The 12,251-nt window shown below is 35.6% G+C and carries 10 protein-coding genes; 6 read left to right on the top strand and 4 right to left on the bottom strand.

Annotated elements, in window-relative coordinates; translation table 11 throughout:
• Positions 1-10: 10 nt before the first annotated feature.
• On the top strand, positions 11-700 hold the full coding sequence (locus ACIQXP_RS00780; RefSeq protein ID WP_293743567.1) for a hypothetical protein: 690 nt from the start codon (positions 11-13) through the stop codon (positions 698-700).
• A 1,144-nt stretch (positions 701-1,844) separates the two neighbouring features.
• Here ACIQXP_RS00780 and ACIQXP_RS00775 read toward each other — a convergent pair.
• Complete coding sequence (locus tag ACIQXP_RS00775) at positions 1,845-2,945, bottom strand: serine hydrolase domain-containing protein (RefSeq protein WP_387504376.1); 1,101 nt, start codon at positions 2,943-2,945, stop codon at positions 1,845-1,847.
• 423 nt (positions 2,946-3,368) lie between these two features.
• Between ACIQXP_RS00775 and ACIQXP_RS00770 the strand changes: the two genes are divergently transcribed.
• From ACIQXP_RS00770 to arr, 4 genes are all read left to right on the top strand, one after another.
• The gene (locus ACIQXP_RS00770) at positions 3,369-3,635 is read left to right on the top strand and encodes a hypothetical protein (protein WP_387504377.1); all 267 of its coding nucleotides are present in this window, start codon (positions 3,369-3,371) and stop codon (positions 3,633-3,635) included.
• Between the two features lie 535 nt (positions 3,636-4,170).
• The gene (locus ACIQXP_RS00765; protein WP_387504378.1) at positions 4,171-4,563 is read left to right on the top strand and encodes a hypothetical protein; all 393 of its coding nucleotides are present in this window, start codon (positions 4,171-4,173) and stop codon (positions 4,561-4,563) included.
• A complete protein-coding gene (locus ACIQXP_RS00760; RefSeq protein ID WP_387504379.1) occupies positions 4,560-5,729 on the top strand; it encodes a hypothetical protein in 1,170 nt (389 codons plus the stop codon). Before ACIQXP_RS00765 ends, ACIQXP_RS00760 begins: the two co-directional genes overlap by 4 nt.
• A 603-nt stretch (positions 5,730-6,332) precedes the next feature.
• A complete protein-coding gene (gene arr, locus ACIQXP_RS00755; RefSeq protein WP_387504515.1) occupies positions 6,333-6,773 on the top strand; it encodes an NAD(+)--rifampin ADP-ribosyltransferase in 441 nt (146 codons plus the stop codon).
• Between the two features lie 1,099 nt (positions 6,774-7,872).
• On the opposite strand, the gene ACIQXP_RS00750 is transcribed toward arr, so the two are convergent.
• Both ACIQXP_RS00750 and ACIQXP_RS00745 read right to left on the bottom strand, forming a co-directional pair.
• The gene (locus ACIQXP_RS00750; RefSeq protein WP_293744893.1) at positions 7,873-9,219 is read right to left on the bottom strand and encodes a hypothetical protein; all 1,347 of its coding nucleotides are present in this window, start codon (positions 9,217-9,219) and stop codon (positions 7,873-7,875) included.
• Between the two features lie 1,077 nt (positions 9,220-10,296).
• Positions 10,297-10,971 carry a hypothetical protein gene (locus ACIQXP_RS00745; RefSeq protein WP_387504380.1) on the bottom strand — a complete coding sequence of 225 codons (675 nt, stop codon included), beginning with the start codon at positions 10,969-10,971 and terminating at the stop codon, positions 10,297-10,299.
• A gap of 154 nt (positions 10,972-11,125) precedes the next feature.
• On the opposite strand from ACIQXP_RS00745, the gene ACIQXP_RS00740 reads away from it, so the two are divergent.
• Positions 11,126-11,455, top strand: coding sequence for an ORF6N domain-containing protein (locus tag ACIQXP_RS00740; RefSeq protein ID WP_472977850.1), 330 nt, complete (start codon positions 11,126-11,128; stop codon positions 11,453-11,455).
• 268 nt (positions 11,456-11,723) lie between these two features.
• Here the strand turns inward: ACIQXP_RS00740 and ACIQXP_RS00735 are convergent, their stop codons facing one another.
• Positions 11,724-12,158, bottom strand: a complete 435-nt coding sequence (locus tag ACIQXP_RS00735; RefSeq protein WP_293744890.1) for a GNAT family N-acetyltransferase — start codon at positions 12,156-12,158, stop codon at positions 11,724-11,726.
• Positions 12,159-12,251 lie beyond the last annotated feature (93 nt).

Raw genomic sequence — 12,251 nt, 5'->3', positions numbered from 1 at the left:
CTAATAATAAATGGGAAATAAAGATAAGATAATAAATGACTTTTTTAAACAGTTTTTTAGCCAAGAATTAAATGCCGTTTTTAAAGAGCAAACACCAAAGGATATGATGGCCTCAACTGTGGATGATAACGGTTGGCATAATTGGAAGCCTATGAATGGGACATTTAACCTGGAGGATTATCAAAATATCGAAAAAAAATTCAAGGTCAAATTTCCCGAAAGTTTTATAGAATGGCATAAGTTATACTTTTTCTTGGATTGTGACTGCGCTCTAGTGCGATTACCGCATTCTTTTCCCAGTGAACCGTTGAAAGAGATCATAGATGTTTTAGACAATGACGTTGCGGAAGAATTGATTGCTATTAAAATTTACCCATTTGGGGCTGAAGGAAATGATATGGGCCCATTGGTTTTTGACGGGAGAAAGGAAATGATAAATAATGAATTTCCAATAAGGTTTTTTGATTATGATTATTATAATGATTTTGAAGGATTAAGTGAAATTATATTTTCTTCGTTTTTAAAATTACTAGAATGTATAACTTATTTCCTAAAAGAAATTGAGACTAGAAAAATCCATGAAATAATTCCTGATTTTTTTAAAATTGATCCAGATGGGGCTGGAAAAACAGGTATAGATTATTGGTTAGCACAATCTGCTATGGCAAAAGAAAATGATGAACTTTTTGGAAATCAATAGAATTATTAAAAACTTCTCTAAATAATGCTAGAAAAAACTCTAAGTTACCAGTTATGGTATATTTGTTCTTAGAATTATATCCATCATAGCTTTTTCCATCTGCACAATTGAATTGTTGATATCGCTACTTGCCTATGTTGGGTATTTTCCATCAGATAAAAGAGGTCATGTTTAAACCAGTAAAAGAATATCATGAGATGTCTATTAGTAGTGTACAAACCTTGGATAATTGGAGGTGAGGATACTTAAGTTTATGAATAAAATTAACTCGATAGGCTATTTTTCTCTTTATTAGGGGCATATTCATTTTTTCCGTTGAGTACGCTAGATAGAGAGACTAAATATATCATCGGGATAAGCTTTTCCGATGCATAATTAACATTTTCCTTAATTATCGGGCAAATCTGGAGGTACCAGGCATCATATGCCAGGTGATCCAAACGCTGTTCAAGGCTCGGTAAGAATGTTTCGGGGGGCTGCCGTAATTAAGTCAGAACATATTTATTATCAGAAAATAAATGAATATACGGACTTGGCAGAAGAAATGCGTGATGAATTTATTCTGGTACTACAGATAGATCTATGCGATAAGCGAATCAGTCTATCAAATTATCATGAAAATTGTTAATACTTTGGTATTCATAAGGATGGTTTAAAATGCAAAAACTTCAATAATACAAAGCTTGTTATTCAAAGTACTTAAATTGATGACTTCAAGTATATTCAATAGGCTGGCAATGTATTTCAACAAAACAAAAGAAGATAAATAATAATAAGTTTTTAAATATCAAATCAATAAATTATATTTATTTACAAAACAAATTGTTCTTTCAAAATTAGTCAAATCGTATCAAAATAACTGGTGCCCTATTTGGTGCCCAATAGGAAATGACGATTAGCTATTATTTATAACTTGCTCATATAGTACCGCTTAGATTATTAAGTTATTATCCCAGCGGGATCACAAAAAGCCTCAACGAAAGTTGGGGCTTTTTTGTTTTTATCCCTGCTCAGGTTCGATCAGAACGGCAGGCCGGGTGTTCGGGCCGAAAGTGACTTAGCCACTCCCAGCGGGATCACTATCTAAAATTTAAATGAATCACCAATCCGGGTATCCCTTAAAAAAGCATACATATTTTTTAAATTAATTATATAATATCGCTCTTACTTTTTGCAAAAATGAATTTATTTTGGCTTCTGAACGGTTTTGTAGGATGATGATCGTTTTGTCATTGTCCAAATGCCTTTCTATATAAGTGGAATACCCTGGCCAGCCACCAGAATGATACACGATTTTGCCATATTTTTTCGAATTCCCTACGAACCACCCAAATCCATAATGAGTTTCCTTTCCATCGTTGGTTTTTACAGAATTAAATATAAGGTCTTTATCTTTTGCATCTACCAATTTGTCAGTATAAAGTGCGCTGTCCCATTTTAACAGGTCCTCTGTTGTAGAATTTACTGTTCCGTCCCCCACAATTCCATCCAGATAATAAGTATAAAATTCTTTTCCAAAACTATCAGTAAGCATCTGGTGGCCTAAACTATCTGTAACATACCCAATCGCGTAATTCTTTATTTCTTTTGGTTCAAATCTCCTCCTGTAGATAAACGTATTTTTCATTTTTAAGGGTTGAAAAATATTTTCACTTAAAAATTTTCCAAAGGTCTTACCTGATATTCTCTCTATAATCAAAGCTAACAAAGTGTAACCTGTATCGCTGTACTGGTATTTTTCACCTGGTTCAAAAATAACTTTTGGTCTGTATTTAGCGAAGACATTAACAATATCCTGATTGGTCGCAATTTTTGTTTTATCCCATTTTTCTTCAAAAATCTCCATATAGTCAGGAAGCCCGCCAGTGTGATGAGGTAAATTTCTGATGCTGATGTTTCCGTAGAAATCCAATTCAGGAATATATTTTGAAATTTTATCGTCATAGTTAAGTTTTCCCTGTTTTGCTAACAAAACAATTCCCATGGCCGTAAATTGTTTGGAAACGGATGCCAATTCAAATATGGTTTGGTTATTAATTTTTTGCCTGGTTTGCTCATTAGCAAAGCCATAACTCTTTTCAAATAGGATTTTCCCATTATCCGCAATCAGCACATTTCCATTAAACATTTTCTGCTTAAAAAGAGCATTGAATAAGCTGTCAAACTGTTTGTACTGAACAGATTGGCCAAATGTAAGGTTACATAACAACAGTCCAATGGTTGTCAGTAAAAAGGTTCTTCTCATAGCGTATTATTTAAAATTGCCGGTAGCGGGGCAGTTATTTCCGAATGGCAGCATTTGATGTCTTTTAGTTTAGTAAATATACAAATTATGATACAAGGACATTCTCATCAAATAGTTGGAATATAAACTTTGTTCTTTTGAAGTTAATTTCACGTCTGGCAATTGTAGCTAAAACATATTGAAAAAAAGGTTAGCGATTGGGTGAGTCAATATCAACAATCCCATTAATGTAATTTAAAGGCTGGCTGTGGCACCAGTTTTAAGTTTTGGCAGGATTATACAATTGCGAAATAAATCACTAATGAACTGAAAATTGATTTTTTGAAAAATGTTGCACGTGATCGAAAAGAGATGATGAGCACCAGTTAAGTTCCCATATGCATAGGGCGATTTTTGCGTTAATTTGTTAAAAAATCATCAAATATGGAGTTCAGTCCCAACCATCCGGTCATCAAGCTTTTAATGAAAGGTATGCACCTGAATAAAACAAGGAATGCAGAAGAAGCCGCTAAAACATTCCTCCAGGCCTGGAATGAAGCCGCAGACGATTTTGAAAAGTCTATCTCAGCCTGGTACATGGTCAGCCTGCAAACCGCTATTCCCGGTAAAATTGATTGGTATAAAACTGCATTGGAGCATGCCTTGAATGTACATCCCAGCGGGATCATGAAAAGCCATACAGAAATGTGAGGTTTTTTGTTTTGGATTGGTTAAAATTTGAATAAAAATCTTTAACACGCGGCCGAATCTTATTTTCCTGTCAAGAAGAAGTCATCTGGCTTGATCTGCAACTTCAAGTTAATTGCCTCTTTATCAATTCCAAAAGCAAATCTACTCCTTGTCTGCTTATATTGCCCCTAATAGATTATACATTCTGGCGCTTACAAGCAATAATATCAAAAACAGTTCAACCTTCATCATAACTACTGCATTAGCGTAAATAAAATTAAAAATACCGACATGTAGGTATTCTCAATCGAAATAACATATTGTAAATTAGAAAACTAAGAATTAACAGATTAATTTTAAGTAATTTACAATAAAATACTACCCTGCCTGGGTCGAAAATTTTTAAAGGGGATTACCTTATTTAAAATACATTGTGAGCTGTAAAAAATTAATGCCTGGCTTCTTTAAGTTATCTTAAAAATAAATTGCAATTACTTAATAAACACCTTATGCCTAAATAGTTAACTTTATTTAATCACTCTAAACAACCCTCAAAATGTCAAATACTTACAACATTGGTACAAGTAATGGCCAAGTCAGTCTATCAGTAGACATCACAACTGTTGGCCTTGCCGCTAGCAGAGCAAGCGTTTTAATAGTGTCTGATAATAGTCCCGGAGTTCCCGTGGCCCATTCAGTAGATGCAACTGGCGATATTGCCAATCAAGCCATAGGTAAAGGTACTTTCTTGAAAGGAAAACGACTTACCGTATTTACCTTGGTAAATCTGACCGGTACCGACCCCGAAAGTCGAGCAACCGAAGCAGCAGCAATAAGAGGCAGCTACACACTTTCAGGAGGTAATGATGGTACCAAAACCTTTAATAGTCCGTTAAAATCCTATCAAGATCCTAGCTGTTATGTTATTTTTATTATCGACCTTGTATGAAAAAGTTCGTGTTCACTCTGGCATTAGCAGCGGTATGCTGTAATGCCATCGCGCAAAGTTCTTCAGAAACTTCAAGCAAATCCAGTACGCTTAAAAGTTTAAGTGTACCGGTTTCGCCGGCATTTTCACTTACCGATATCACACCTACCTTGGTCCAAAACCCAACCACCCCTAAATCGTTTGCATTAGGTGTAGTGCAATCCGTTGCAAACGGTGGCTCATACTTTCCTGATAATTTTTCAGCGCAATTTGCGCCGGTTTGGTGGGTTGATCCCGAAGGGATTAGCATATATTCTTATTTAGGTTTAACGCGGCCAGAATCCGGCAAAGTTTTAGACGATACCAGGCAGAATATCTTCTCCGGATTGAAATTCACTTCCCTTTCGGTTGGTTTTATAAATAAAGACCTTATCCCTGACAATATAGAAAAATCACAAAAAGTTTTCTCAATAGGTGCCCATACGACCTTATTGAGGGCATATCATAAAGATCACACCAAAGCACTTAATAGCGCAATTAACAGCTGGCATGAGCATGCACTGGAAGACATCTCAAGCAATCAGGATTTAATTGATGCTATATCCAGGCTCAATGCCAGCGATAAAAACTACCAGGATCAGATAAATGCATTAACAGAGAAAATAAGGATCAAGCTTTCAGCTCCCGATCTTAAGACAATAAATGATCTTATTATACAAAAACCTGTATTTGCATGGGACGTTTCTGTTGCTACTGCCGGATATGGTATCAGCAGTGATGCGATAAAAATAGGCCGTTCGGGTGTATGGACCGGTTTATCGCTTAATTTGAAACTGGATAAAAAAGCAACTAACTATTTTTCTATAAATGCATTGGGCCGCTATCTGTACGATCGTTATCAGGTAAATGACGAAAATGTAATCGGGAAAGCCCATAATCTTGATGCAGGGGGCAATTTAGGGTTTGAACTCAACCGATTAAATATTGCTGTTGAATCGTTATACAGATTTACAAATGGGGTTTCTGATTCAAAAAACAGGACTGTAGGTATGATTAGTGTGAAGGTATCGGACAATATATTTATCAATGGAACTTTCGGCAAAGATTTTTCAGGGCCAAATAAGCTTATTTCCCTTTTTGGAATTAACTGGGGCTTTGGCAAAGAAAAAGTTGCCTTACCCGAATAAATAAACTGGCGGGTATCAAATGCCCGCTCGTTTATTTATTAAATTTAAAATTCAGCTATATCCTTGTCTATCTGTAGAATTCCGCTGGGCTCTACTGATTAGCAAATAGAAAAGAGTCTGTGACGCACTTTTATTTGAGTTTATAAGTTCAATTTTATTCTAATGCTTAGAACTACGCATAAAGAAAACGAACAGTCAGAGAAAGTTAAAACTATTTCCCTGAGATTATATCCTACAAAATAGGGTAGGGCATTGTAAAAAGCAATTTTTGCGTTATTTTGTTGAAAATCTTCAAATATGGAATTTAGTCCCAACCATCCTCTCATCATGCTTTTAATGAAAGGTATGCACCTGAATGAAACCGGGAATGCAGAAGAAGCCGCTAAAACATTCCTCCAGGCCTGGAATGAAGCAGCAGACGATTTTGAAAAGGCTATCTCAGCCTGGTACATGGCCAGCCTGCAAACCGCTATTCCCGGTAAAATTGATTGGTATAAAACGGCATTAGAGCATGCCTTGAATGCCGGTAATGAATCACTAAAAGGATCTTTTCTAACGCACATATATTCGTCCCTTGCTGATCATTATCAATTGCTCGGCGATATGGAAAATGCAGAAAGGTATGATAGCTTAGCTTCAGCATCCATAAGCCAACCTATTGATAAAGGACCTTTTTATCATGGAACAAGGGCAGATCTCCAAATTGGAGATCTTTTAACCACAGGCCGCACTTCCAACTATCAGTCAGAACTGGTGATGAATCATATTTACTTTACGGCCTTGGTGAACAGCGCCGGACTTGCAGCTGCGCTGGCGCTTGGAGAAGGTGCTGAACGGGTTTATATCGTTGAACCCACAAACAGTTTTGAGGATGATCCGAATGTGACCAACAAAAAGTTTCCCGGGAATTTAACGCGTTCTTACCGTACCCAGGCACCGTTAAAAATTATTGGTGAGGTAACAGAATGGTTAAAACAAACACCTGAGCAAATACAACAATGGCGCAGGAAGTTGGCTAATAATAGAGGAGAAATTATTAATTGATGACACTTAGATGATATGGTTTTCATGATGTTTTTTCGAAAATAGTATTGGTTCGAAAACCAGTGTATCATAAAAAAAACCACACATTGAGAATGATAAAATTTAGTCTACTTAAGTTTTGTTATGGATGGTTCGGTAAGAATGTTTTGGGGGGCTGCGGTAATTAAGCCGGAAGATATTTATTATCAGAATATATGGATTGGCAGAAGAAATTGGTGGTGAATTTATTCTACTACTACAGATAGATCTATGTAATAAGCGAATTAGTCTACCAAATTATGGTGACAATTGTTTATACTTTGGTATTCATAAGGATGATTTGAAATTTAAAAACTTCAGTAATACAAATCTTGTTATCCAGAGTACTTAAAATCATACATTCAATTATATTTACGACGCTGGTGTGTATTTCAGTAAAAGTAAAAAGCAGAAAAAATAAGGCTAAAAATGTCCAAGAATTAAATCCGTAAAAGAAATCTTAAGTTGGTTGAGAACATTAAGGTTCATGCTTCACTAGTGCATCTAGGGTTATTTTTGTTATGGAACTATTGATAACTAGTAGTGGTCCAAATAAAGCATTTGGTGATTTGAAGTAAGCTTTAATGTGAAGATATTGAATCATTGGAAGGACTTTCCAGATATAATTGTAAGATAGACGTAATCATATCCTTCCAGTTGTAAATACAATCTTTTATGGGCTCGGCTTATTTCCAGGCAATGATCACCTGCTTATCATTTGAGCAAACAAATATTATTGGCGGAGAGGGCTGTACAACAGGAGTCAGTATGTCGGTTGGGACTAAAGGTACTTTCTTTGACATATTTCTATAAAGGAATTTTGTAATAAATATTATGCTGGCAGCAGCAGCTTTTACTTCAAAGGGATGATTAACAAATGGAAATCATTTCTTTTTGGTTTTTATAGCTAATTGTTTTTTGCCCTAAACTTTCAACCAAAACAAAATTTAATATAATAAGAGTTTTTTAGTGGCCCTTTAATGAAAAACTAATTATTATAATTCTATCTTGATGTTCCTCGATATGAATACAAAAAAGGGATGATCTTTCGACCACCCCTTAACCAAACAAACTAAAATTATTAATTTGCAGGAACCAATGTCGGCTCAAAAGGATTATAGGGATCCCATGGGCCTAATGGTGCATCTGGATTATTTGTGGCAGTATTTATTGCAATCACAACACCGTTTGATACTTGATAATATTTGTTAGTGGATAAATCCTCTTGCAAAATATAATATCCATCAGGTAACTTCCGAGTTAGTGAAGAATCGAAATAGTAAAAATTATTGCCTGCATATATTCTAGTTGTGATAAATGGTGGTCTATAATTAGATCCAATATGGGTGTACTGATTTGTGTAATACACGAAATCTGTAGTTAGTGGTGACGGAAAATTATATGTTGGTGTTACACCACCTCCTGGCAATGTACCTCCGTCTACGCCATTAAACATATCGTCGTTCAGAACTGCCATGCTCGTTTTAATAAGCCTAAGCGTGCTTGCTGAAATTGCAGCTTGCAAACCTCTAGAAATTCGATCATATTGGCCACTTGAGTCTAAGGTTCCTGCCATGTATTGATTATATACTTGCCAACCCCAAGATAATAAATAAGCAACCAGATCTACTTGTACAATCGGCGTTTCAGGATCGTCAGGAGTAAATGGCGGGAGTAACAAATTACCAGTTTTATCAATAGACATCAGCTTATGTTGAGCAACTTTGGATGCAATAGGAAGTACTTGAGCGGTATTAGAATGCCAATATTGGTTTGAGCTTATTGCTATCTCCAAGGCTCCTAAAAAAGCTTCACCTTCATTTATATCCCAAATTATGTTAATGTATTTATTCTTAAGTTGGTTCAGTTTGTTTGAAAAATAAGGTCCGGCGACGGATTGATTCATGTTGAGCGAATATCCGTCCATAAAGATATCCTGAATTTCCTTGATCATTCCTGCCTCTCTTATGCTTAAGATATTGTTTTGTCTCAAGCTTAAAACTGTGGAATCAACTTTTGAATCTATCTGTTGTGAGGTTTGAGCATATACAATGGAGATGACCTTAGGAACAACTTCAGTGATTATACCCCGGCCAGATCCACTAAATTCTGGTTGGGCAAGGACATAATCGTAAATTGCATTGTTCAAATTTTTGACATCAGAGGATTGATAATACGAAAGTGTAGGCGTCGGATTACTTGGTATTGTAGGAAACAAAGATTGTTGAAGATTAGGTCTAAAACTGTTTCCTTTAACCTTAAGTGCTACAGTCACGCCGTCATTATGCATTCGCCCTACAACACTTGTAAGTCTTTTTAGATTTCTGTTGTACCGGTCCAGATCGGGGCTCGATATTTTGTCCATTTCCTTTTTGCAGGAAATAATGGTCATGGCAACGCCAAGCATCATCAATAGATGTTTTTTCATAATAAAGTTTAAGGATTAATACTTAATAATACAATATATTGTTAATTAATATTTGTTTAATGTAGTATTTTCGTTACGGGTGAATTTTTCAGAACTGCAGGTCATTTCTAATCATTACAAGTAGGCCTATTTATTTTAGCAGGCCGAGTCTTAGTTGGTATTTCGATAAAAATGGCCGCCCGTTCCGCATTTAAACTGTTACCCCATTTCAATTTTAAATGATCACGTATTCAGGGGCAAACTGGCCGTTCTAATCTTTCGATCAGCATTTTTCGCGACTGGCTTTCTGGAATAATTTTCAATTTCTGCTCAAAACAAAGACTCCCGGGGATAATCTGCAATTCGGGATGGACTATGGTCACTCCAACTTTAACAACCCTGAGCGACAAATGAATTCTGTTCAAGACTGCAATAGTTAAAAATTATTCTACTTCAATGTCGGCTACTTAAAAATAAATAACCTTGAGGTCTTTTAGAAATAAGTAATCATTATCCTATAATTACTCTATAAGAAAATTCATTGTTTTTATAAGAAAGGAACAAGATCTTAGTGATTTTGAACATTTTTGCTTAATACAAAAATGCATTTCATTAAATGTGAAAAGCATAAAAAATAATAAGTCGTTAAATATCAAATAAATAACTTATATTTGTTTAATAACAAATTGTTCTTTAAAGTTAGTCATATCGTATCAAAATAACTGGTGCCCAGTTTGGTGCCCACTCAGAAATGACGATTAACTATTATTTATAACTTGCTCATTTAGTACCAGTTGGATTATTTAGTTATTATCCCAGCGGGATCACAGAAACCTTCAAGCCTAAAGCTTGGAGGTTTTTTGTTTTTATACTGGCTTGACTTCGAGCAGAAGGGGAGACCGGGTTCGATTCAGGAAGGCTGCGGCAATGTGTTCGGGCCAATGCAAGCTTGATCACACCAAAAGACTATCAAAATGTAGAAAACCCTGCAATCGAACGATTAGCAGGGCTTTTTGCTTTTAGGGAATTGCCAAAATTCGCATGAATTCACAAAAATTGGTGAGTGATTCGGTGAGTAAGGCAAACTGGTTAATTGAATTATTTTTTTTGAAACTTTTCAATATCTGCTCTGATCGACTTTCCCTCAGCGCTATTTCTTAACCTTGGAGATAGCATTGCTAGCATCGCTTGAGGTGTGTTTCCGAATACTTCTTTAATTTTTTCGATGGGGAGCACCTTCAAATATTTAGGTACAGACTTTAAATAATCCAAGCCCACGGGTGAATCTGGATATTTTTTAATGAACTCCGCCAGCTTCAATTGTTTCGCGTTTCCATTCCCGTCCAGCTCTTTCACCTGCTTATTCAATTGCCCCTTCCCCGATATTGTAAGATAATTCATCTCTTGTTCTTTGAGGATATTCAGATCCACATCTTCAAGTATAATAACTTTTAACTTTGGGGTTCCGCCAGGTACCCAAGTCTTATTGCGTAGATTTTTTTCAATATCCTCTACCTTGATGTCACCACGGGCATCTAAAAATATTAAACCCCAACGCAGTAGTTTTTTCTCAAGATCAACGGCAGATGAGAATTTAAAACTACCGTTTATTAATGGCACTTTCATAAAAAGATCTTTGTCGCCTTTGCTGTAAAGATAGGCGTACTTTGACCCATTAGGTTCTTTTACTTTGCCCTGGATGTCAAATTTGATCTGCTCAGCGAATAACCCGGTACTGCTTAAGAGCATACATAAAAAAAATAAAGTTCTCATAATGTTACTACTAATATAAAAGCTAATATAAACTAATTATTTAGTTTTATTTATTTTTTTGGCAAAATGTGTAAGTACGTCTCGCATTGACACTGTTACACCGTTTTCAAAATAAGATGTTTGCGCTGATCTTAGGTCAGGATTTAAAAACTTGATGTTCCAAAATGGAACATCAAGTTGGGGCGGAACACGAAAAGCCCCCAAAGTATTTACCGAACAAGGTGTAGCTATGCTTTCTGGCATACTTAACAGTGACAGGGCGATAGCGGTTAACATTCAGATCATGCGCATATCTACCCGGATCCGTCACATGTTTATGGATAATACAGAAATCCGTTTGGAGATTGAAAAAATCAAGAACAAGCTAGACAATCAGGATAAAAATATGGAGATCGTATTTCGTTATCTTGATCAACTTCTTGAAAAACAGGAGCAGCCTAATCCTACATGGAAAAGGATTGGATATAAACCCGATGATCTTTAAGCATTCGCGTTAAGTTTTAAGGTCCAAAATTGGTTCTAAGATGCCAATTTATGTATAAGATTTTAAGAGATTAAGTTGAAATATCCTTTCTCTAACAACATCTGGATGGTTCTCTGGTTCTTCATTTATTAAATTTGCATTAGCTTCACCAAATTTGAAATCTATTGTATCAATCATATAGGTACTGATATTAAAAATATGATTTTTATCTTTATATGATAGATACCCAGGCAGTTCGTAGATGGCACAAGAAGCATTTAAGGCATCTTTATCTACAAATCATTTCATCATGAAATACAGTTTGCCCAATTGTAATGAAACCCAATCGTTCGTATAAAGCCTTAGCCCTATTGTTTACTTTAAAAACCTGTAATTTGATCTGTTTCGACCTTGATCTTGCCTGCTCAATTAATTCACGCAATATTTTTGTACCTAAGCCCTTACCTTGAGCATTTTGGCGCAAGAGAAGGCTTTGAAGGTAAATATTTGTATCATCTTCTGAAGTCACCATAAGCCCAACAGCCTCATTGCTTTCATCAAAAAAGATCTTAGTTTTTTCAGGATTGAAGTCTTTAATGTGAAATTCTAGCTGAACGTCATCATCCCAACCCCATATTTGCGCTATATATGGCTTGATTGATGTTTTTTTGATTTGAAAGGCTAAATTAAAATCAGCATTTGTAGCATTTCTAAAATGTATCATACCTAAAGATTATTTATTTTCGTATAAATCTTTATCAAAAAACTCGCTCAAGCTCACGCCAAAACAATTTAAGAAGTTGATCCACAATGGCTA

The organism is Pedobacter suwonensis (assembly GCF_044762335.1).
Classification (GTDB): Bacteria; Bacteroidota; Bacteroidia; order Sphingobacteriales; family Sphingobacteriaceae; genus Pedobacter.
The sequence above is the reverse complement of the archived record's forward strand: the minus strand, read 5'-3'. Positions and strand labels throughout refer to the sequence as shown.

Excerpts from the sequence above, each read along its gene's own strand:
- ACIQXP_RS00770 (WP_387504377.1), top strand. The coding sequence starts at position 3,369 with ATGGAGTTCAGTCCCAACCATCCGGTCATCAAGCTTTTAATGAAAGGT.
- ACIQXP_RS00765 (WP_387504378.1), top strand. The coding sequence starts at position 4,171 with ATGTCAAATACTTACAACATTGGTACAAGTAATGGCCAAGTCAGTCTA.
- ACIQXP_RS00745 (WP_387504380.1), bottom strand. The coding sequence starts at position 10,971 with ATGAGAACTTTATTTTTTTTATGTATGCTCTTAAGCAGTACCGGGTTA.
- ACIQXP_RS00775 (WP_387504376.1), bottom strand. The coding sequence starts at position 2,945 with ATGAGAAGAACCTTTTTACTGACAACCATTGGACTGTTGTTATGTAAC.
- ACIQXP_RS00760 (WP_387504379.1), top strand. The coding sequence starts at position 4,560 with ATGAAAAAGTTCGTGTTCACTCTGGCATTAGCAGCGGTATGCTGTAAT.
- ACIQXP_RS00750 (WP_293744893.1), bottom strand. The coding sequence starts at position 9,219 with ATGAAAAAACATCTATTGATGATGCTTGGCGTTGCCATGACCATTATT.
- ACIQXP_RS00780 (WP_293743567.1), top strand. The coding sequence starts at position 11 with ATGGGAAATAAAGATAAGATAATAAATGACTTTTTTAAACAGTTTTTT.
- ACIQXP_RS00740 (WP_472977850.1), top strand. The coding sequence starts at position 11,126 with ATGTTCCAAAATGGAACATCAAGTTGGGGCGGAACACGAAAAGCCCCC.
- ACIQXP_RS00735 (WP_293744890.1), bottom strand. The coding sequence starts at position 12,158 with ATGATACATTTTAGAAATGCTACAAATGCTGATTTTAATTTAGCCTTT.
- arr (WP_387504515.1), top strand. The coding sequence starts at position 6,333 with ATGGAAAATGCAGAAAGGTATGATAGCTTAGCTTCAGCATCCATAAGC.